Raw genomic sequence first — 21,409 nt, 5'->3', positions numbered from 1 at the left:
TGTGCTTCGTCAGGACTGGCATTCCGCGGGCGTGCGCGCCGTGAGCTTCTTGTCGGCGGCGTACTTGGCGGCCGTGCTCCTGACCAGCGGCTTGATCACCTGCTCGTCGGCCTGCAGCCAGTCGGAGGTGAACTTCCACTCCTTGCCGTCCCAGGTGTGGATGCGCGCCCACGATGCACCCATGTGGTCGACGCACGAGGTGCTGATCGGCCGCATCACGCCCGCGAAGCCCAGCGCGTCGAGCTTGGCCTGCGTCAGGTTCAGGTTCTCCAGGCCCCAGCGCACCTGTTCGCCCGTCATGATCTTGCCCTTGCCGAAACGCTCCTGCGCCGAGCGGATGCCTTCCAGCGCGAGCATGGCGCTTATGGCGCCGCGCATGTAGAGCACCTGGCCGACATCGCCCTTCGGTCCCGTGCCCTGGCCCTTGTCGTGCACCAGCGCGAGAACGTCCTTGACGAACTTGGATTGCGGCTCCGCACCATGCTGCAGCGCCACCGCGTTGTAGCCCTTGGCACCGTCGGCCACGTCCTTCACGTCGGGCTCCGCGCCCGACCACCACACGCCATACATCTTCTCGCGCGGGTAGCCCGTGGCCTGCGCTTCCTTCAGTGCGGTGGAGTTCATCACGCCCCAGCCCCACAGCAGCACGTAGTCGGGCCGGTTCTGGCGCACTTGCAGCCAGGTCGCCTTCTGCTCCACGCCGGGCGCCGTCACCGGTAGCAGTTGCAGGTCGAAGCCGTGCATCTTCGCGCGCTCCTGCAGCAGGGGGATCGGCTCCTTGCCGTAGGGGCTGTCGTGGTAGAGCAGCGCGAACTTCTTGCCCTTGAGCTTGTCGAGCCCGCCTTCCTTCTTGGCGATGGCCTGGAGGATGGCATCGGCCGCCACCCAGTAGGTGCCGCCGATCGGGAAGTTCCACTTGAACACCGTGCCGTCGGCGCTCTCGCTGCGGCCGTAGCCCACGGTCACCACCGGAATCTTGTCGACCGGCGCCTTCTCGGTGATGGCGAATGTCGCGCCGGTGGACAGCGGTTGCACGAAGGAGGCGCCGCCGCCCTTGCCCTTCAGGCGCTCGTAGCACTCGACGCTGCGGGCGGTGTCGTAGCCGGTTTCACACTCCTCGAAAGTGAGCTTCACGCCGTTGAGGCCGCCGCGCGCGTTGACCAGCTTGATGTAGTCGACGAAGCCGTTGGCCCATGGCGCACCGTTGGGGGCGTAGGCGCCGGTCCGGTAGGACAGCACGGGAATGAACTGCTCCTTGTCCTGGGCCAAGGCGCCCGTCGTCGTCAGGCAGGCAGCGCCGGCAGCCAGGGCGATCATCAGTTTGCGAAGTTTTTTCATGTGTGTCTCCTAGTCGAATGAATGAACGAAGCACTACCCGGTCAACAGAAAAACATGCGCGGCGGCGTCAATGGGGGAACGGCCATAGCTGCAGCTTCTGCTTGGCGGTCGACCAGAGCTTGGCCAAGCCATGCGGCTCCACGATCAGGAACCAAACGATGAGGCCGCCGAAAATCATCAACTCGGCGTGCGCAATGCCGGCGGTGGAGATTTCGATGCCGAACACGCCGGCCAACATCGGCAGCAACTGGTTGAGCGCGATCGGCAGCACGACGATGAAGGCGGCGCCGAAGAAGCTGCCCATGATCGATCCCAGCCCGCCGATGATCACCATGAACAGCAGGCGGAACGAGTAGTCCACCGAGAAGGCCGAGGGTTCCCAGGCGCCGAGGTACACGAAGGCCCACAGCGCGCCGGCCACGCCGATGATGAAGGAGCTGACCGCGAAGGCGCTGAGCTTGGCGTACATCGGCCGGATGCCGATCACCGCGGCGGCCACGTCCATGTCGCGGATCGCCATCCATTCGCGGCCGATGGCGCCGCGCACCAGGTTCTTGGCCAGGATCGCGATGATCACCAACACCACCAGGCAGAACAGGTACTTGCTCAGCGCGCTCTCCAGCGGCAGGCCGAACACCTGCAGGTTCGACACCGCGACCGAGCCCGAAGGCGTGTCGAGCGTGAACCACTTGATGCGCAGGAACATCCAGTCGGCGAAGAACTGCGCCGCCAGCGTCGCCACCGCCAGGTACAGCCCGCGCACCCGCAGGCTGGGCAGCCCGAACAGGATGCCGAAGGCGGTGGCACACAGCCCGCCCAGGATCAGTGCGGGGATCAGCGGCATGCCCGGCACGCGGACGAAGAAGTTGTAGGCGCCGTAGGCACCCACGGCCATGAAGGCGCCCGAGCCGAGCGAGATCTGGCCGCAGTAGCCGACCAGGATGTTCACGCCGACGGCCGCCAGCGAGAAGATCAGGAAGGGAATCAGGATGGCGCGGAACAGGTAGTCGCTCGCCATGAGCGGCACGCCGACGAAGGCGAAAGCCAGCACCAGGGCGACGAAGACGCGGTCCTGCAGGATCGGGAAGACCTGCTGGTCGGCGCGGTAGGTGGTCTTGAACTGGCCGTTTTCTCTATAAAGCATGCTCAGACCCGATCGATGATCTTCTCGCCGAACAATCCCTGCGGCCGGAACAGCAGGAACACCAGCGCCAGCACGTAGGCGAACCAGATCTCGATGCCGCCGCCCACGTAAGGGCCGAGGTAGACCTCGGACAGTTTTTCGCCCACGCCGATGATCAGCCCGCCGAGGATGGCGCCGGGCACCGAAGTCAGCCCGCCGAGGATGACCACCGGCAGCGCGCGCAGCGCGACCGTCGCCAGCGAGAACTGCACGCCCAGCTTGCTGCCCCAGATCATTCCGGCCACCAGCGCCACCATGCCCGCCACGCACCACACGGTGACCCAGATGCGCGCGAGCGGAATGCCGACGGATTGCGCCGCCTGGTGGTCGTCGGCCACGGCGCGCAGCGCGCGGCCGGTGCCGGTCTTCTGGAAGAAGAGCGACAGCAGCGCCACCAGCGCGGCTGCGATGGCGGCGGCGATGAGGTCTTCCTTGCTCAGCAGGATGCCGCCCTGGAACACCGAATCGAAGGCGAAGATCGGATCCTTGGGCATGCCGATGTCGATCTTGTAGATGTTGCTGCCGAAGATCGTCTGGCCCAGCCCGTCGATGAAATAGGCGATGCCCAGCGTGGCCATCAGCAGGGTGGCGCCGTCCTGGTTGACCAGGTGACGCAGCACCAGCCGCTCGATTGCCCAGGCGAGCGCGAACATCAGCGCGCCCGCGAGCACGAAGGCCGCGATGTTGGCGAACCAGGGGTTGGCGATGCCGCTCCAGACCGGCACCCATTCGGCGAAGCGCGCCATCGCCAGCGCGGCGAACAGCACCATCGCGCCCTGCGCGAAGTTGAACACGCCGGAAGCCTTGAAGATCAGCACGAAGCCCAGCGCGATCAGCGCATAGAGCATGCCGACCATCAGGCCGCCGAACAATGTCTCGAGGAAGAAGGCCATGCTAGTGCTCCGTCCCGAGATACGCCCGGATCACGTCTTCGTTGTTGCGCACCTCGTGCGGCGTGCCGTCGCCGATCTTCTTGCCGTAGTCGAGCACCACCACGCGGTCGCTGATGTCCATCACCACGCCCATGTCGTGCTCGATCAGCACGATGGTGGTGCCGAACTCGTCGTTCACATCCAGGATGAAGCGGCTCATGTCCTGCTTCTCTTCCACGTTCATACCGGCCATCGGCTCGTCGAGCAGCAGCACCTGCGGCTCCATCGCGAGCGCGCGGCCGAGGTCCACGCGCTTCTGCAGGCCGTAGGGCAGGCGGCCCACCGGCGTCTTGCGGTGCAGCTGGATCTCGAGGAAATCGATGATGCGTTCGACGAACTCGCGCTGCGCGATCTCCTCGCGTTCGGCCGGCCCCCAGCGCAGTGCCTGGGCGAGCAGGCCACTCTTCATCTTGAGGTTGCGCCCGGTCATGATGTTGTCGAGCACGCTCATGCCCTTGAACAGCGCCAGGTTCTGGAAGGTGCGCGCCACGCCCATCTCGGCCACCTGGCGCGAGTTCATGTGATGGAAGGTCTGGCCGCGGAAGGTGATGGAGCCCTGCTGTGGCTGGTAGACGCCGTTGATGCAGTTGAGCATCGAGCTCTTGCCCGCGCCGTTGGGCCCGATGATCGCGCGCACCTCGTGCTCGCGCACGTCGAAGCTGATGTCGGCCAGCGCCTTGACGCCGCCGAAGCTCAAGGAGATGTTCTGCACGTCGAGGATGACCTCGCCGATCTTGCGTGCGCTGCTCACTGGGTAACCTCCGCGCCATGCGCTGCGGTGCTATTCAACTTGGGAGCGGCCCGGCGTCTCATGCTGCCGCCTTCAAGATCGGATACGTGTTCGCTTCCACGATCTTCAGCGTGGCATTCACCACACCCGTGCGCCCGTCCTCGAACTTGACCTGGGTCTCGATGTACTGCTCGGTCTTGCCGCCGTAGAGCGCATCGACCAGCACGCGGTACTTGTCCGCGATGAAGCCGCGCCGCACCTTGCGCGTGCGCGTGAGTTCGTCGTCGTCGGGGTCCAGTTCCTTGTGCAGCACCAGGAAGCGGGCGATCTGCGTCTCGCCCATGCCGTCCTCGCTCGCGAGATCGGCATTGACCTTGGCGATGCATTCGCCGATGAGCGCCAGGGCCTCGGGCTTGCCCGCGAGGTCGACGTAGCCGCCATAGGCCAGGCCGTGCCGCTCGGCCCAGTTGCCCACCGCCTCGAAGTCGATGTTGATCGCGGCGCAGACCTCGTCGCGCCCGTTGCCGAAGCACACGGCTTCCTTGATCTGCGGGAAGAACTTGAGCTTGTTCTCGATGTAGTTGGGCGCGAAGATCGCGCCGCCGGCGAGCCGGCCGACGTCCTTGGCGCGGTCGATGATGCGCAAGTGGCCCTCGGCGTCGATCACGCCGGCGTCGCCGGTGTGGAAGTAGCCGTCGGCATCGAGCACTTCGGCCGTCGCGTCGGGCCGCTTGTAGTACTCCTTGAGCACCGACACGCCGCGCACCAGCACCTCGCCGTCGTCGGCGATGCGCAGCTCGATGCCCGGCGCCGCGCTGCCCACGGTCTGCAGCTTGACCTTGCCGTCCTGCTGCAGGCACACGTAGGCGCAGGTCTCGGTCTGGCCGTAGAGCTGCTTGAGGTTGACACCGATCGAGCGGTAGAAGCGGAACAGGTCGGGCCCGATCGCCGCGCCCGCGGTGTAGGCCACGCGGATGCGGCTCATGCCCAGCACGTTGCGCAGCGGCCCGTAGACCAGCAGGTTGCCGAGCGCATACATCGCCCGGTCGCCGAAGCCGACCTGCGCACCGGTGAGGATGTCGGAGCCCACGCGCCGCGCCAGCGCCATGAACTTCGCATAGAGCCAGCGTTTGGGCGCGGCCGCGTCTTCCATGCGGATCGACACGGCGGTGAGCAGGCCTTCGAAGGTGCGCGGCGGGCCGAAGTAGTAGCTCGGCCCGATCTCGCGCACGTCGTTCATCACCGTCTCGCTCGACTCGGGGCAGTTGAGCGTGAAGCCGCCGACCAGCCATTGCGCCACCGAGAACAGGTGGTCGCCGACCCAGGCCATCGGCAGGTAGCTCATGACGTTGTCGCCGGGGCCGAGACGGTCGGTCTCGACGCCGCCGCGGCCCGCCGCGATGAAGCTTGCATGCGTCTGGCACACGCCCTTGGGCCGGCCGGTGGTGCCGGAGGTGTAGAGAATCACGGCGACATCGCCGGGCTCCACGCTCGCCACGCTTTCGTCGAAGAAGCGCGGGTGGGCGGCATCGAAGGCGCGGCCCAGTTCGCGCAGCTTGTCGTAGCCCAGCAGGCCCGGCTGGTCGTAGTGGCGCAGTCCGCGCGGGTCGTCGTAGACGATGTGGCCGATGCCGGCACCCTGCTTCTTCAGCTCGCGGCATTCCAGCAGCTTGTCGACCTGCTCCTGGTCCTCGGCGATCACGAACTCGATCGATGCGTCCTCCAGCATGAAGACCATCTCGCCGGCCACCGCGTCCTGGTAGAGCGGCACCGGCACGCCGCGCAGGCTCTGCGCTGCCAGCACCGCCATATAGAGATGCGGGCGATTGGCGCCGACGATCGCGAGGTTGTCGCCGGCTTTGAAGCCCAGGCTGGCGAGCCCGCAGGCGATCTCGCGCACCTCGCGCGCCACCATCGCCCAGCTCCAGGTTTGCCAGATGCCGAGGTCCTTCTCGCGCACGGCCGGCGCGTCGGGCTGCTGTTGGGCATGGGCCAGCAGCAGGCGGGGAAAAGTGGTGGCTTTGGTCTGCACGATGGGCCGGACTGTAGAACCAAGCTTGTCGTCATCTTGTCGTTTCAACGACAATCCTAGGGACACCCCTCCCCGGAGTTTCCCGATGACCCCCGGCAGTTCCAGCGGCACTTCGTCGATACGCGATCGCGTGCGGCCGGCCACGCTCGAAGAGCTGGCCAACATCCCCTGGCTGCGCACGCTCACGCCCCCCGAGCGGCGCCGCGCAGAGGCGGCCGTGGTGGTCGGCGAGGCCGAGCCGGGCGACCTGGTGTGCCGCATCGGCCGCGCGCCGACCTACTGGTTCGGCGTGGTCGAAGGGCTGCTCAAGATGAGCAACGACAACGCCGACGGCACCTCGATGACCTACAGCGGCCTGCCGCCGGGCGGCTGGTTCGGCGAAGGCACGGCGCTCAAGCGCGAGCCCTACCGCTACAACATCCAGGCGCTGCGCCGCAGTGTGGTGGCGGGCCTGCCGATCGACGACTTCCACTGGCTGCTCGACCACTCGATCGGCTTCAACCGCTTCGTGATGAATCAGCTCAACGAAAGGCTCGGCCAGTTCATCGCCGCGCGCGAGGCCGACCGGCTCAACAACCCCGATGCGCGGGTGGCGCGCAACCTCGCTGCGCTGTTCAACCCGGTGCTGTTCCCCGGCGTGGGCGAACTGCTGCGCATCACGCAGCAGGAGCTGGCCTACCTCATCGGCCTCTCGCGCCAGCGCGTCAACGAGGCCTTGCGCACGCTGCAGGCGCAGGGCGCGATCCGTGTCGAATACGGCGGGCTTCGGGTGCTCGACCTCGCGGCCCTGCGCGAGGGCGCGGTGGGAGGCAAGGGCGCCGCCTGAGGCCTCAGGCGGCGGGCGCCCGCTCCGGCAGGGGAATGCTCGGGTCGTGCACGATGGTCCGGCGCACCAGCTTGTCGAGGGCGTAGGGCCGAAGGTAGGCGGCCGTTTCCTCGACCGGGCAGTGCAGCCAGTCGTCGATCCACGCCTCGCGAAGAAAGACCACCCAGCGGAGCTCGCGCTGATCCAGCGCAGGCAGCGTCAGCAAGGCGAAGCTCTCCACGCACTCGCCCTCCGGCGAGCGCCATCCGTTCCATAGTCCCGCCATCGCCAGCGGTTGGCCGTCGGCACGCGAGACGCGCACCACCGAGTCTTCGCTGTCGCCGCGGCGGAACAGCGCATCGGCCAGGATCACGCACCGATGCCCGCGCTTCCACGGCTGGTAGAAATTGCGCTCGCTCGCGGCGCTCTCGCCGCGCGCTTCGAAGGTGAAGGGGTATTCGCGCTCCTTGGCGAAGAGGGGAATCAGGCCCCAGCGACCCGGGGCGATCTCGAATCGCGCCGCCGCGGCGCTGCCCTCGCGGTCGGCGCGCGGCCGGCGGATGAAGAGCCCTTGCCCGCCGGGCCGGACCAGCGGCGCCTGCACGGGACACGCGAGGCCGAAGTGCGCAGCGTAGTGGCGCTGATCGCGGCTGGGCTCGTATTGGATCGGCATGGGTGACTTTAGAAAGCCGACGCGCGTTTAGTCAACTCGCCTTTAGCATCAATGCCGCACGGCGCTTCGCCGTCAATGAACCATTTCACGAGATCGCATGAATTCATCCCAGCTCACCGTCATCACCGGTGCTTCCCGCGGCCTCGGCCGCGCCATGGCCGAACTATTGCTGCAGCCCGGACAGCGCCTGTTGTGCATTTCGCGCCAGGCCGACGAGCAGCTCGCCGCGCGCGCCCGCGAGGCCGGCGCCGAGCTCGAACAGTGGCAGCAGGACCTGGCCGACCCGGTCGCGGCCGCGGCGCGGCTGGCCGCCTGGCTGCAAAACCTGGATGCGAAGGCTTTCGACAGCGCCACCCTGATCAACAACGCCGGCACCATCGGCCGCCCGCGCCCCTTGTCGCAAGCGATCGCAGCGGAGTTGGCGCACGCATTGCGCGTGGGGCTGGAGGCGCCGATGCTGCTGACTTCCGCCTTCCTCGCCGCCACCCAGGGCTGGCACGCCGAGCGCCGTGTGCTCAACATCTCCTCGGGCCTCGGCCGCAACGCGATGGCCAGCCAGGCGCCTTACTGCGCGGCCAAGGCCGGCATGGACCATTTCTCGCGCGCGGTGGCGCTGGAGGAGGCGGCGCTGGGCGGCGGCGCGAAGATCGTCTCGCTCGCGCCCGGCGTCATCGACACCGACATGCAGGTGCAGCTGCGCGGGGCGGAGGCCGAGATGTTCCCCGACCGCGCGCGCTTCGAGCGGCTGAAGGCCGAGGGCCAGCTCGACACGCCGGCCACCGCGGCGGCGAAGGTGCTCAAGTACCTGGCGCGTGCGGACTTCGGCACCCAGCCGGTGGCCGACGTCCGGGACGCCGGCTGACCCGCCGCAACCGGCTTTCAGACGGACAGCGCGATGCGCGGTGCGGCGCGGCTCAGCAGGCTGCACGCCTTGACCGCGCAGCCGGCATCGCCGAGCGCGCGCGAGAGCACGTCCTTGAGGCGCGCGATGTCCGCGCCGGCCGACGCGTGGATGGCTTCCGCCACGATCAGCACCTGCCGCGTCTCGCCGCGCACGGCCGAGCGCGCGCTCTGGCGGTGGCACCAGCGCCGCGCGTGCGCATGCGAATGCGCGTCCGCGAAGATGATCTCGCCGGCGCCGGGCGCCTCGTGCACGCCCGCAAAATCCTCGTGGCTTTCGCTGCCGCTTGCGAAGCGCACCTCCAGCGATCCGGCGATGTGCGCGAGGTCGAAGACCGCGATCGGCGTGGCGAAGGCCATCGAGACGGCATTGCACAGATCCACCAGCGGATGCAGCGGCGGCAAGGCGTCCTCCTTGCGAAAGCGGCGCAGCAGCGATTCCGCCGCGCAGCGCACCTGCGTGGGCTTGAGGCCCATGGACGAGAACACGCGTCGCCAGGCCTGGATCTCCGGAAACTCGCCTTCCGGACTGGCGGCCAGGCGCGCACGCGCGATCGTCCGCTGCGCCTCGACCTGCGCGGCCACGGCCAGCCGGGGCGTCACGCCATCGACCACCCATGCGCAAGGCACGAGCGCGGGATGCGCGGACCAGATCTCGTCTCGATGAAAGAAAGCATTCGGCACGGCGCTTGTCCTGAGTTGATCAGCCGCCGAGTCTCGAACCGCGCACCCGATCGCGTCTTGAACGTTATTGCAGCCGGCCCGGGGTGGCGGCGCGCTGCCAGGCGCCCGGCGTGAAGCCGAACTGCCGCGCGAACACGCGCGTCATGTGGCTCTGGTCGGCGAACCCGCTGGCCAGCGCGGCCGCGGCCAGCGTGTCGCCCGCGCGGATGCGGCACCGCGCACGCTCCGCGCGCTGCTGCAGCAGCCACGCGTGCGGCGGCATGCCGTAGGCGGCGGCGAAGCGGCGCAGCAGCTGGTACTTGCCGAGCCCGGCCATGGCCGCGAGTTCGGCGAGCGAGGGCGGCGCGAGCAGGTCGTCGGCGATGCGCTCGCGCACCTGCGCGAGCCCGCGATCCACATCCGCCGGGGGCGGCGCGACGTTGGCGTGGTGCGCGAGCATCAGGCCGCAGGCCTGCACCAGCGATTCCTCGCACGCCAGCGCATCCGCATCCGTGCGCCGGCCCGCGTCCCAGTTGTCCAGCCGCCGCAGCAGGCGGACCAGCACCGCGCGCAGCTGCGCGTCGCGGATCACGGGGCGTGTCCATTCCACATCGCCGGCCGGCCGCTCCGGCCCGCCTATCGACACCAGGACCTCGGCCTCCAGGTGGACCATGTGCCAGCGCCGGGGCGTTTGGCCCTGCGCGGGCCGCCCGTCATGCACTTCGCCGGGATTGCTCGCGAGCAGGTCGCCCGCGCAGGCCTCCACCTGCCCGCGTCCGCTGGCGGACTTGTGCGCCCCCTGTGCCAGCACGCCGATGCCGAAGCTCGCATGCGAATGCCTGACGAAACTGCGCGCGCTGTCGGTGTGGACGCTATGGACGCCCGGCCAGGGCGAGGCGATCACGCGGCACCGATGGCGGGGCGCGGAGGAGGACATCACTACTCGATCGTCGCGCCCGAAGCCTTCACGATGTCGCGCCACTTCAGGTAGTCGTTCTTCAGCAGCGTGCCGAACTGCTCGGGCGTCATGCTTTGCGGCTCGGCGCCCTGGGCGATGATCGCGGCCTTCATCTCGGGCGTGGCCAGCAGTTTGTTCACCTCGGCATTCACCGTGACGATGATCTCCTTCGGCGTGCCCGCCGGCACGAAGAGCCCGTACCAGGTGCTGACGTCGAAGTCCTTGTAGCCCAGCTCGGCGACGGTCGGCACCTCGGGCAGCGAGCTGCTGCGGCGCGCCGAGGTCACGGCCAGCGGGCGCAGCTTGCCGGACTTGATCTGCCCCATGGCCGAGGGCAGCGAGGACACCATGAGGTCGACGTTGCCGGCCAGCACGTCCATCATCGCGGGGTTGGAGCCCTTGTAGGGCACGTGCCGCATCTTGATGTTGGCCGCGGTCTTGAAGATCTCGCCGGCCAGGTGGATGGTGGTGCCGTTGCCGGGCGAGCCGTAGGTGATGCTGTCCGGCGCGGCGCGCGCGGCGTTCACCACATCGGCCAGCGTCTTGAACTTCGACTCGGCGCGGGTCACGATCACGACCGGCGTGTAGGCCACGTGGGCCACGGCCGTCAGGTCCTTGGTCGAGTCGTAGCTGAGGTTCTTGTAGAGCCAGGGTGCGACGACCATGTTGTCCTTCTGGCCCATCACCATGTCGTAGCCGGTGGGCGCGGCGCGCACGGCCTCGGCGATGCCGATGGTGCCGCCGGCGCCCGCGCGGTTGTCGGGCACCACCGTCCACTTGCTGACTTCGGTGAGCTTGGTCGCCACCAGCCGCGAGAGGATGTCGGTGCCGCCGCCGGGCGGGAAGGGCACGATCAGGCGCACCGGCTTGGCGGGATAGGGCTGGGCCTGCACGGCGGCGAACGCCAGTGCCAGGACCGCGGAAGTCAGCAGCTTTCGGATCATGGGGTTGTCTCTTCGTTTCAGGCGCAGCCTGAATGCTGCGCGATGGGCCGGCGAGTGTGCCGGATCGGGGGCAACGAAGAGTACGCGATTCGAGATGGCTGCCTTCTCGAATCGCGAATTCCCGCGAGCGGGGCGCGGGAAGCCGGGGCTCAGTGCAGGGTCTGCGCGCCGGGGTTGGTGCGCGCATCGCTGCGGCGCTGCAGTGCGGCGATGCCGGCCATCATCGCCGCGCCGTAGGTCGGCATCGGCCCTTCGGCGGCATCGACGGGGCGGCAGTCCGAGCCGTCCTGCTTCTGCAGCACCCAGTAGAAATGGCCGGCGATCGGCTCGTCGACGATCAGTGAAATGGCTTCCGTGTCCATGGTGTCCTCATCTTTCAATCCATGCGTCGGGTTGTACGCAGTGAGAGGACGAATCGCTAGCAACGAATTCACAGGAAGACACCCGAGGTCGCAAAAAGCCCGCGCATGTGTGCAATACGCACGGGGCAGTGCTTTCATTCATATTTGCACTCGCGTCCCCAGTTCGACCACAGCGTTGTGGGGGAGTCGAAAGAAATCCCCCACGCTGCCGGCATTGCGCGACATCGTGGCAAACAGGGCTTCGCGCCAATGGGCCATTCCGGGTCCGCGCGTCGGAATCACGATCTCACGACTGAGGAAGTATGAAATCGCGGCCTCGTCGACCTTGAGCCCCTCGCGCATGCACAGGCGCAATGCGCGCGGCACGTCGGGCTCGTCCTTGAAACCGTAGTTCACTCGCACTCTCCAGAATCCATCGACCAGGGGCTCCACTTGCAGGCGTTCTTCCTCTGGCACCCACGGCACCTCCTGAAAGCGCACGGTGAGGATCACGTTCTGCTCGTGCAGCACCTGGTAGTGCTTGATGTTGTGCAGAAGGGCCTGTGGCACCGTGTCCGGATTGGCCACGGCATAGACCGCAGTTCTGGGAGTGCGGCGCACATGTTCGTCGGCTGCCAGCTCCGTGATGAAGGGCAACAGGTCCGGGTCGTCTTTTTGAATGTGCTCGATCAGGAGTTCGCGGCCACGCCGCCAGGTCGCCATGATCGCGAATATGACGCTGCCGAGGACGATCGGAAACCAACCGCCCTGCCAGAACTTGAGCGCACACGAAACCACGAGCACAGCATCGACCAACAGAAATGCTCCGGTCGCTGCCCAAGCAAGCGGCAGTGGATACCCCCACGCATGCCGAACAACAAAGAAGGTGAGCAAGGTCGTGATGAACATCGTTACCGTGACCGCAATTCCATATGCGGACGCGAGCGCAGAAGAACTTCCGAAGCCCACCATCGCGAGCAGTACCGCAACCATCACGACCCAGTTGACGAAAGGCACGTAGATCTGCCCGAATTCCTTCTCTGAGGTGTGCAGCACCTGCATTCGTGGAAGCAGGCCCAACTGGACGGCCTGCTTGGTCAGCGAATAGGCTCCGGAGATCGTGGCTTGCGATGCGATCACCGAGGCCATCGTCGCGAGCACGACGGCGGGAATCAGCAAGAACGTCGGAAAGAGCCGAAAGAATGGGTTCTCGAGCGCGCTGGCATCGCTGAGGAGCAGGGCTCCTTGTCCCATGTAGTTGAGCGCCAGGGCCGGAAGTACGAAGGTGTTCCAGGCCAAGCGAATCGGCTTCTTGCCGAAGTGGCCCATATCCGCGTAAAGGGCCTCGGCACCCGTCAGCGCCAGGACGATTGCACCCATGACGACGAACAGGTGCCACCCGCGCGCCTGCATGAATTCAATGGCCCGCAACGGATTGAGGGCCGCCAGGATGGCCGGATGCTCGACGATTTGCGCCACACCGGTGATAGCGAGCACGGCGAACCACACGACGACGATGGGGCCGAACAGCTTGCCTACTGCCGCGGTGCCAAAGCGCTGCCCAAGAAACAATCCGATGATGACAGCCGTCGAGATGGGCAGCACATACGGTTTGAGCGCAGGCGTGATGGTTTCCAAGCCTTCCATCGCACCCAGGACGGATATTGCCGGCGTGATGACAGCGTCGCCGTAGAAGAGTGCTGCGCCGAGCACGCCAATCAGGAGGAGAAGCGTGTGACGCTTGGGCGTGCTCCCCGCCGCTTTGGCTGCGAGAGCGGTCAGCGCCATGATTCCGCCTTCGCCCCGATTGTGGGCACGCAAGATCAGCACCACGTACTTGAGCGTGACGACGACCATCAGCGCCCACAAGATCGTCGAAACGGCGCCGATGACGTTCGCAGCATTGAGGGCGAGCGAATGGGCCGGGTTGAAGACCTCCTTCATGGTGTACAGCGGGCTCGTCCCGATGTCGCCATAGACGACCCCCAGCGCGCTCAGCGTGAGAATTCCAAGACCTTGCCGAGGTGGATGCATGCGCAGATACCGTTTGTTGTCGAGACTGCGGTTATAGGCGAGCGCTCGGCATGCGCTGGTGGGGGCTTGCGATTTTTATGCTTTCTTTACGCCTCCCAGCGCACTCTGTTTCCCGCTTTTATGCAACCGTGCGGACACTGACTGCATTGTTTCTCGATGCAGGAGTGGTGAATGGACTTCGTATGGATTGCCGCCATTGCGGTGCTTTGGGTCGTGATGGCCGAGGCCGTGGTCGGGCTGTGCAAGCTTGACGCACCCAAGGGAGAGCGCACGTGATCGGCCTCGATGCTCTCTATGGATTCGCGGGCCTCGTCGCCGTGATCCTGTTCGCCTACCTGGTGTTCGCGCTGATCTGCGCCGAGGAATTCTGAGATGGACGCCTCCGCCTGGACCCTGCTGGGCCTCTTTCTCATCGTGCTGGGCGTGCTCGCCTGGCCGCTCGGCCGCTACCTGGCGGCGCTGTGCGACGGCCGCCTGCCGCGCTGGATGCAGCGCGCCGAGGCGCCGCTCTACAAGCTTGCCGGCGTTTCGCCCGAGCAATCGATGCACTGGCGCAGCTATGCGCTGGGCTTGCTGGCCTTCAATGCCATCGGTGCGCTCGCCGTCTATGGCCTGCAGCGGCTGCAGGCCGTGCTGCCGCTCAACCCGGCCGGCATGGGCGCCGTGTCGCCCGACTCGGCCTTCAACACCGCGGTGAGCTTCGTCTCCAACACCAACTGGCAGGGCTATGCCGGTGAGTCGACCATGAGCTACCTCACGCAGATGCTGGGGCTCTCGGTGCAGAACTTCCTCTCGGCCGCCACCGGCGTCGCCGTGGCCTTCGCGCTGGCGCGCGGCTTCGCGGCGCGCAGCACGGACGGCAAGGGCTTCGTCGGCAACTTCTGGGTCGACATGACGCGCATCACGGCCTGGCTGCTGCTGCCGATCTCGTTCGTGATCGCCATGGTGTTCGTGGGCCAGGGCGTGATCCAGAACTTCGACACCTACAAGACGGTCACCACCCTCGAGGCCACCGCCTACCAGAACCCCAAGCTGGACGCCGCCGGCCAGCCGCTCAAGGACGCTTCGGGCAACACGGTGGCGGAAGACGCGAGCACCGCCACGCAGACGCTGGCCATGGGTCCGGTCGCTTCGCAGGAAGCCATCAAGATGCTGGGCACCAACGGCGGCGGCTTCTTCAACGCCAATTCGGCGCACCCGTACGAAAACCCCACGGCGCTCGCGAACTTCGTGCAGATGATCGCGATCTTCCTGATCCCGGCGGCGCTGTGCTTCGCCTTCGGCCGCCTGGTCGGCGACCAGCGGCAGGGCTTCGCCATCCTCGCCGCGATGACCGTGATGTTCGTGCTCGCGGTGGTCGCGGTCATTCCGGCCGAGCAGGCCGGCAATCCCCTCTTGCCGCCGCTCGGCGTCGACCAGGCCGCCAGCGCGCTGCAGGCCGGCGGCAACATGGAAGGCAAGGAAGTGCGCTTCGGCATCAGCGCCTCGGCGCTGTTCGCGGCCATCACCACCGCGGCTTCGTGCGGCGCGGTGATTTCGATGCACGACTCGTTCACCCCGCTGGGCGGCATGGTGCCGCTGGTGCTGATGCAGCTCGGCGAAGTGGTGTTCGGCGGCGTCGGCACCGGCCTCTACGGCATGCTGATCTTCGCGGTGCTGGCGGTGTTCATCGCCGGCCTGATGATCGGCCGCACGCCCGAATACCTGGGCAAGAAGATCGAGGTGCACGAGATGAAGCTGACCTCGATCGCGATCCTGGTCACGCCCATCCTGGTGCTCGCCGGAACGGCCGTCGCCGTGATCGCGGGTGCCGGCAAGGCGGGCATCGCCAACCCGGGCGCCCACGGCTTCTCCGAGATCCTCTACGCGCTGACCTCGGCCGGCAACAACAACGGCAGCGCCTTTGCCGGCCTGTCGGCCAACACGCCCTTCTACAACGCGCTGCTCGCGGTCGCGATGTGGCTCGGCCGCTTCGGCGTGATCGTGCCGGTGCTCGCCATCGCGGGTTCGCTGGCGGCCAAGAAGCGCCTGCCGGTCACGGCCGGCACCATGCCCACGCATGGCCCGCTGTTCGTGGCGCTCCTGATCGGCACCGTGCTGCTGGTCGGCTTGCTCAACTATGTGCCGGCACTTGCGCTGGGCCCGGTCGTCGAGCACCTGATGCTCTGGAAGTGAGACCGCAGACCATGAAAAAGAACCCTTCTCCCATTGCCCTGGGCGAGCCTGCCCAGGCGGCGGCCGTGGCCGAAGCCAAGGCCCTTGCCAAGAAGAAAAAGCAGCTCTCGCTCTTCGATGCCGAGCTGCTCACGCCCGCGCTCTGGGGCGCCTTCGCCAAGCTGAGCCCGCGCGTGCAGTGGCGCAACCCGGTGATGTTCATCGTCTACATCGGCAGCATCCTCACGACGCTGTTGTGGGTGCATGCGTTGAGCTTCCCCGGAGACACGGGCATGTCGCCGGCCTTCGTGCTCGCGGTCTCGATCTGGCTGTGGTTCACGGTGCTCTTCGCCAACTTCGCGGAAGCGCTGGCCGAGGGCCGCAGCAAGGCGCAGGCCGCGTCGCTGCGCGGCCTGCGCAAGGACACCTGGGCCAAGAAGATGACCGAGCCTTTCCATGGCGGCAAGTGGCTGCCCTTGCAGGCGCCGGAGCTGCGCCGCGGCGACGTGGTGCTGGTCGAGGCGCACGACGTGATCCCGCTCGACGGCGAGGTGATCGAAGGCGTGGCCTCGGTCGACGAGAGCGCGATCACCGGCGAATCGGCTCCCGTGGTGCGCGAGTCGGGCGGCGACTTCTCGGCCGTCACCGGCGGCACGCGCGTGCTGTCCGACTGGCTGGTGGTGCGCATCACGGTCAACCCGGGCGAGTCCTTCCTCGACCGCATGATCGGCATGGTCGAAGCCGCCAAGCGCCAGAAGACGCCGAACGAGATCGCGCTCACCATCCTGCTGGTGGCGCTGACGCTGGTGTTCCTGATGGTCACCGTCACGCTGCTGCCGTACTCGATCTTCAGCGTCGACGCGATGGGCGCGGGCACCGTGGTGTCGCTCACCGCGCTGGTCGCGCTGCTGGTGTGCCTGATCCCGACCACCATCGGCGGCCTGCTGTCGGCGGTCGGCGTGGCCGGCATGAGCCGCATGATGCAGGCCAACGTGATCGCCACCTCCGGCCGCGCGGTGGAAGCCGCGGGCGACGTCGACGTGCTGCTGCTCGACAAGACCGGCACCATCACGCACGGCAACCGTCAGGCCAGCGCTTTCCTGACTTCGCCCGGCGTCCCGCAGGACAAGCTGGCGCGCATCGCTCTGCTCGCTTCACTGCCCGACGAAACGCCCGAGGGCCGCAGCATCGTCGAGCTGGCCCGCCGCGGCGGCACCGACGACAGGAGCATCGAAGGCGCGCACTTCGTGCCCTTCACGGCCCAGACCCGCATGAGCGGCGTCAACCTGCCCGCGGCGCCGAACAGCCTGGATACCGATGCGATCCCGCTGCGCAAGGGCGCGGTCGATGCGGTGCGCCGGCATGTGGAAGCGCTCGGCGGCTCGATCGCGCCCGAAGTGCTGCGCGCCGCCGACGAGGTCGCGCGCCGCGGCAGCACGCCGCTGGCGGTGGCCGAGGGTTCGCGCGTGCTCGGCATCGTCGAGCTCAAGGACATCGTCAAGACCGACATCCGCGAGCGCTTCGCCGAACTGCGCCGCATGGGCATCAAGACCGTGATGATCACCGGCGACAACAAGCTCACCGCCGCCGCGATCGCGGCCGAGGCCGGCGTCGACGACTTCCTGGCAGAGGCCACGCCCGAAGACAAGCTGGCGCTGATCCGCAAGTACCAGTCCGAAGGCCGCCTGGTCGCGATGACCGGCGACGGCACCAACGACGCACCCGCGCTCGCGCAGGCCGACGTGGCCGTGGCCATGGGCACCGGCACCCAGGCCGCCAAGGAGGCCGGCAACATGGTCGACCTCGACTCGAACCCGACCAAGCTGCTCGAAGTGGTCGAGACCGGCAAGGCCCTCTTGATGACGCGCGGCTCGCTCACCACCTTCTCGATCGCCAACGACGTGGCGAAGTACTTCGCCATCATCCCGGCGATCTTCGTCTCGACCTACCCGCAGCTCAGTGCGCTCAACGTGATGCGGCTCGCGAGCCCGTCCTCGGCCATCCTGTCGGCGGTGATCTTCAATGCGCTCGTCATCGTGTTCCTGATCCCGCTCGCGCTGAAGGGCGTGCGCTACCGGCCGGTGGGCGCCGCGGCGCTCCTGCGCCGCAACCTCGCGATCTACGGCCTGGGCGGGCTCGTCGTGCCCTTCATCGGCATCAAGCTCATCGACTGGCTGCTGGTCGCCGTGCATCTCGTCTGAGAACCTCACCATCATCATGAAAACCATTCTTCGTCCCGCGCTCGTGCTCTTCGTGCTGCTCAGCGTGATCACCGGCCTCGTCTATCCGCTGGCCGTGACCGGCGCCGCGCAAGCGATGTTCCCGGCTGAGGCCGCCGGCAGCCTGGTCGTGCGCGACGGCAAGCCCGTCGGCTCCACGCTGATCGGGCAGAACTTCAGCGACCCCAAGCACTTCTGGGGCCGCCCTTCGGCCACCGCGCCGATGCCCTACAACGCGGGCGCATCGAGCGGCTCCAATCAGGGCCCGCTCAATCCCGCGCTGACGGAGGCGGTCAAGGGCCGCATCGAGGCACTGCGCGCGGCCGACCCGGGCAACACGCAGCCGGTGCCGGTGGATCTGGTCACGGCCTCGGCCAGCGGGCTCGACCCGCACATCAGCCCGGCGGCGGCCCGCTACCAGGCGACGCGCGTGGCGCGCCTGCGCGGCATGCCGGCCGACCATGTGGCCCGGCTGATCGAGGACCACACCGAAACGCCGCTCCTGGGCCTGCTCGGCGAAGCGCGCGTGAACGTGCTCGCGCTCAACCTGGCGCTCGACGCCGCACGCTGAGCAAGGAGCGCCTGCCATGCCCGATGAGCTGCTCCATGCGCTGTGCGCCCTCGCAGCCTTCTTCATCCCGATGGGCTTCGCGTGGTTCATGGTGTCGCGCACCGCGCGGCGGCACGCCCGTCGCGATCGGCGCAAGGAGCGGCCGATGCGATAACCTGCAATGCATCGCATGAACGAAATCGCCCGCCCCGACCCCGACGCACTGCTGGCCCAGCTGCGTGCCGACGAGGAGCGCGCCCAGCGCGGCAAGCTGCGCATCTACTTTGGCGCCAGCGCCGGCGTCGGCAAGACCTGGGCCATGCTCAGCGCCGCGCAGAGCGAGCACGCGGCCGGCCGCGACGTGGTGATCGGGGTGGTCGAAACGCATGGCCGCAGCGAGACCGCGGCGCTCCTGGCCGGTCTCGAAACGCTGCCGCTGCGCGACGTGGCCTACCGCGGCCGCACGCTGGCCGAGTTTGATCTCGACGCCGCGCTCGCGCGCAAGCCGGCCGTGCTGCTGGTCGATGAGCTCGCGCATTCCAACGCGCCGGGTTCGCGCCATGCCAAGCGCTGGCAGGACGTGCAGGAACTGCAGGCCGCGGGCATCGAGGTCTGGTCGGCGCTCAACGTCCAGCATCTGGAAAGCCTCAACGGCACGGTCGGCGCGATCACCGGCGTGCGCGTGCACGAGACCGTGCCCGACACGGTGCTCGACGAGGCCGACGAGGTGGTGCTGGTCGACGTCACCGCGGACGAACTCACCGCGCGGCTCGCGGCCGGCAAGGTCTACATCCCGCAACAGGCCGATCGAGCGGCGCAGAACTTCTTCCGCAAGGGCAACCTGATCGCGCTGCGCGAGATCGCCTTGCGCCGCACCGCCGAGCACGTGGAAGACGATGTGCGCGGCTGGCGCATCGAGCAGTCCGGCCGCGAAGGCGAGGTCGGGCCGCCGGCCTGGAACACCTCGGGCGCGCTCCTTGCCTGCGTCGGCCCGCACGAGGGTGCGGGCCAGACCGTGCGCACCGCGGCGCGCCTGGCCGGCCAGCTCAACGTGCGCTGGCATGCGGCCTACGTCGAAACCCCGCGCCTGCAGCGGCTCGATGCGCCGCAGCGCGACCGCATCCTCGGTGTGCTCAAGCTGGCGGAGGAACTGGGCGCGGAGACGGCGGTGCTGACCGGTGTCGATGTGGCCGAGGAGCTCGCCGCGCAGGCCCGGCGGCTCAACTGCGCGACGCTGGTGGTGGGCCGCGCCGAGCCGGCCCAGGGCTGGCAGCGCTGGTGGCCGCAGCGCGTGCTCACGCGCGAGCTCGCGCGCCATGCGCCGGGCATCGACATCGTCGAGGTCGCGCGCGCCGACAGCTCGCGCCGCATCGCGCAGGTGCGTCCGGGCGGACGGCGCGGCGACCCCGAGGTGGAGGACAGCGATCGTCCGCATGCGCGCTGGCCCGGCTATGCCTGGGCGGCCGCCAGCAGCGTCGCGATCACGCTGCTCGCCGCGCCGCTGGTCGGCGTGCTGGAGCTGGCCAACATGGTGATGCTGTTCCTGTTGGGCGTGGTCGGCGTGGCGATGCGTTTTGGGCGCGGGCCTGCGGCCTTCGCCGCGACGCTCAACGTGGCGGCGTTCGACTTCTTCTTCGTCTCGCCGCGCTTCTCCTTCGCAGTCAGCGATGCGCAGTACGTCGTGACCTTCGCCGTCATGCTGGGCGTTGGCCTGCTGGTCGGGCAACTTACCGCGGGCCTGCGCTTCGCGGCCGGCGTCTCGACCAGCCGCGAGCGGCGTGCGCAGTCGTTGTTCGAGCTCACGCGCGAGCTCTCGGCGGCGCTCGAAACGAACCAGGTCGTGGCGCTCGGCGCGGCCGCGGTGCAGGGCCACTTTGGCGGCCATGCGCTGGTGCTGGTGCCCGACGCGTCCGACCGCCTGGTGATGCCCACCCAGCCACCGCCCGGTTTCGATGCCAGCGTGGCCGACTGGACCTTCAGGCAAGGCCAGCCGGCCGGCCTCGCGACCGCCACGCTGGCCGCGCAGCCCTGGCATTACGTGCCGCTCAAGGCGCCGATGCGCGTGCGCGGCGTGCTCGCGCTCGAGCCCGCGCAGCCGCGCTGGCTGATGATCCCCGAGCAGGCGCAGCAGCTCGACACGCTGGCGCGGCAGATCGCGATCGCGCTGGAGCGGGTGCACTATGTCGACGTGGCGCAGCAGGCGGTGGTCGAGATGGAATCGGAGCGCCTGCGCAATGCGCTGCTCGGCGCGATCTCGCACGACGTGCGCACGCCGCTCACCGCGCTGATCGCGCTGGCCGAATCGCTGCAGGCGCTGCCGCCGGCGCCCGGCGATCAACGCGAGCGCGATATCGCGCGCGCCATCGTCGCGCAGGCGCACCAGCTGCATGCGCTGGTCAGCAACCTGCTGGACATGGCGCGGCTCGAAAGCGGCATCGCCGGCGGCACGGTCAACCTCCGGCGCGAGTGGCAGTCGGTGGAGGAGGTGGTGGGCTCGGCCATCCGCGCCGCGCGCCCCGCGCTCGGCGACATGGCGGTGCAGACCGCGCTGCCGGCCGAGCTGCCGCTGGTCGAGTTCGATGCGGTGCTGATCGAGCGCGTGCTGGTCAACCTGCTCGAGAACGCTGTGAAGTACGGCGCGGCGCCGATCGAGGTCGGTGCGCGCGCCACCGAGCGCGCGCTGGCGCTCAGCGTGCGCGACCACGGCCCCGGTCTGCCGGCCGCGCTCCACGGCCGCGAGCAGACGCTGTTCGACAAGTTCACGCGCGGCCAGGCCGAATCGGCCACCCCGGGCGTCGGCCTCGGCCTCGCGATCTGCAAGGCGGTGGTGAGCGCCCATGGCGGCGAGATCGCGGCGGCCAACGCGGCCGGCGGCGGGGCAGAATTCACCGTCACGCTGCCGCGCCGGGAACCGCCCGAGCCGGCAGAGTCGAGCGACCTTGCCGCCTGAACC

At 68.1% G+C, this 21,409-nt stretch carries 19 protein-coding genes; 8 read left to right on the top strand and 11 right to left on the bottom strand.

What is annotated here, in order from left to right; all coding sequences use genetic code 11:
- Positions 1-9 precede the first annotated feature (9 nt).
- The 5 genes from ACSQ86_RS26590 to ACSQ86_RS26570 all read right to left on the bottom strand — a co-directional run bounded on the left by ACSQ86_RS26590 (position 10) and on the right by ACSQ86_RS26570 (position 6,215).
- Positions 10-1,338: an ABC transporter substrate-binding protein gene (locus tag ACSQ86_RS26590; protein WP_436305757.1), complete on the bottom strand. Its 1,329-nt coding sequence runs from the start codon at positions 1,336-1,338 to the stop codon at positions 10-12.
- 67 nt (positions 1,339-1,405) lie between these two features.
- Positions 1,406-2,482 (bottom strand): branched-chain amino acid ABC transporter permease, encoded by a 1,077-nt coding sequence (locus ACSQ86_RS26585; RefSeq protein ID WP_436305756.1) that lies wholly within the window; start codon positions 2,480-2,482, stop codon positions 1,406-1,408.
- A 2-nt stretch (positions 2,483-2,484) separates the two neighbouring features.
- A complete protein-coding gene (locus ACSQ86_RS26580) occupies positions 2,485-3,414 on the bottom strand; it encodes a branched-chain amino acid ABC transporter permease (RefSeq protein WP_093108355.1) in 930 nt (309 codons plus the stop codon).
- A gap of 1 nt (position 3,415) precedes the next feature.
- Positions 3,416-4,204, bottom strand: coding sequence for an ABC transporter ATP-binding protein (locus ACSQ86_RS26575; RefSeq protein WP_436305755.1), 789 nt, complete (start codon positions 4,202-4,204; stop codon positions 3,416-3,418).
- Positions 4,205-4,262: 58 nt separating this feature from the next.
- Positions 4,263-6,215 (bottom strand): AMP-dependent synthetase/ligase, encoded by a 1,953-nt coding sequence (locus ACSQ86_RS26570; protein WP_436310308.1) that lies wholly within the window; start codon positions 6,213-6,215, stop codon positions 4,263-4,265.
- Positions 6,216-6,300: 85 nt separating this feature from the next.
- On the opposite strand from ACSQ86_RS26570, the gene ACSQ86_RS26565 reads away from it, so the two are divergent.
- Entirely contained in the window at positions 6,301-7,041 is a 741-nt protein-coding gene (locus ACSQ86_RS26565; RefSeq protein WP_436305754.1) for a Crp/Fnr family transcriptional regulator, read from the top strand.
- 4 nt (positions 7,042-7,045) lie between these two features.
- Here ACSQ86_RS26565 and ACSQ86_RS26560 read toward each other — a convergent pair whose 3' ends face one another.
- Entirely contained in the window at positions 7,046-7,693 is a 648-nt protein-coding gene (locus ACSQ86_RS26560; protein ID WP_436305753.1) for an SOS response-associated peptidase family protein, read from the bottom strand.
- Between the two features lie 97 nt (positions 7,694-7,790).
- Between ACSQ86_RS26560 and ACSQ86_RS26555 the strand changes: the two genes are divergently transcribed.
- Positions 7,791-8,555, top strand: a complete 765-nt coding sequence (locus ACSQ86_RS26555) for an SDR family NAD(P)-dependent oxidoreductase (protein WP_436309932.1) — start codon at positions 7,791-7,793, stop codon at positions 8,553-8,555.
- Positions 8,556-8,572: 17 nt separating this feature from the next.
- Here ACSQ86_RS26555 and ACSQ86_RS26550 read toward each other — a convergent pair whose 3' ends face one another.
- From ACSQ86_RS26550 to ACSQ86_RS26530, 5 genes are all read right to left on the bottom strand, one after another.
- The gene (locus ACSQ86_RS26550) at positions 8,573-9,277 is read right to left on the bottom strand and encodes a B3/B4 domain-containing protein (protein WP_436305751.1); all 705 of its coding nucleotides are present in this window, start codon (positions 9,275-9,277) and stop codon (positions 8,573-8,575) included.
- A 64-nt stretch (positions 9,278-9,341) separates the two neighbouring features.
- A complete protein-coding gene (locus ACSQ86_RS26545; RefSeq protein WP_436309931.1) occupies positions 9,342-10,193 on the bottom strand; it encodes a helix-turn-helix domain-containing protein in 852 nt (283 codons plus the stop codon).
- 2 nt (positions 10,194-10,195) lie between these two features.
- Positions 10,196-11,158, bottom strand: a complete 963-nt coding sequence (locus ACSQ86_RS26540; protein WP_436309930.1) for a Bug family tripartite tricarboxylate transporter substrate binding protein — start codon at positions 11,156-11,158, stop codon at positions 10,196-10,198.
- Positions 11,159-11,307: 149 nt separating this feature from the next.
- Positions 11,308-11,520 (bottom strand): hypothetical protein, encoded by a 213-nt coding sequence (locus ACSQ86_RS26535; RefSeq protein WP_436309929.1) that lies wholly within the window; start codon positions 11,518-11,520, stop codon positions 11,308-11,310.
- A 138-nt stretch (positions 11,521-11,658) separates the two neighbouring features.
- Positions 11,659-13,533 (bottom strand): potassium transporter Kup, encoded by a 1,875-nt coding sequence (locus ACSQ86_RS26530; protein ID WP_093108365.1) that lies wholly within the window; start codon positions 13,531-13,533, stop codon positions 11,659-11,661.
- A gap of 272 nt (positions 13,534-13,805) precedes the next feature.
- Between ACSQ86_RS26530 and kdpF the strand changes: the two genes are divergently transcribed.
- The 6 genes from kdpF to ACSQ86_RS26500 are packed head-to-tail and all read left to right on the top strand — an operon-like array spanning position 13,806 to position 21,406.
- Positions 13,806-13,904 carry a K(+)-transporting ATPase subunit F gene (kdpF, locus tag ACSQ86_RS26525; protein ID WP_436294005.1) on the top strand — a complete coding sequence of 33 codons (99 nt, stop codon included), beginning with the start codon at positions 13,806-13,808 and terminating at the stop codon, positions 13,902-13,904.
- A 1-nt stretch (position 13,905) separates the two neighbouring features.
- Positions 13,906-15,708, top strand: a complete 1,803-nt coding sequence (kdpA, locus tag ACSQ86_RS26520) for a potassium-transporting ATPase subunit KdpA (RefSeq protein ID WP_436309928.1) — start codon at positions 13,906-13,908, stop codon at positions 15,706-15,708.
- An 11-nt stretch (positions 15,709-15,719) separates the two neighbouring features.
- On the top strand, positions 15,720-17,888 hold the full coding sequence (gene kdpB, locus ACSQ86_RS26515) for a potassium-transporting ATPase subunit KdpB (RefSeq protein WP_436305746.1): 2,169 nt from the start codon (positions 15,720-15,722) through the stop codon (positions 17,886-17,888).
- Positions 17,889-17,904: 16 nt separating this feature from the next.
- Positions 17,905-18,477 (top strand): potassium-transporting ATPase subunit KdpC, encoded by a 573-nt coding sequence (kdpC, locus tag ACSQ86_RS26510; RefSeq protein ID WP_436305745.1) that lies wholly within the window; start codon positions 17,905-17,907, stop codon positions 18,475-18,477.
- A gap of 16 nt (positions 18,478-18,493) precedes the next feature.
- Positions 18,494-18,631, top strand: a complete 138-nt coding sequence (locus ACSQ86_RS26505) for a hypothetical protein (protein ID WP_170855629.1) — start codon at positions 18,494-18,496, stop codon at positions 18,629-18,631.
- 15 nt (positions 18,632-18,646) lie between these two features.
- Complete coding sequence (locus tag ACSQ86_RS26500; RefSeq protein ID WP_436305744.1) at positions 18,647-21,406, top strand: DUF4118 domain-containing protein; 2,760 nt, start codon at positions 18,647-18,649, stop codon at positions 21,404-21,406.
- Positions 21,407-21,409: the final 3 nt, after the last annotated feature.

Origin of the sequence: Variovorax sp. LjRoot130 (genome assembly GCF_964253755.1) — a bacterium.
Classification (GTDB): Bacteria; Pseudomonadota; Gammaproteobacteria; order Burkholderiales; family Burkholderiaceae_C; genus Variovorax.
This window is presented reverse-complemented; position numbering and strand designations above follow the sequence as displayed.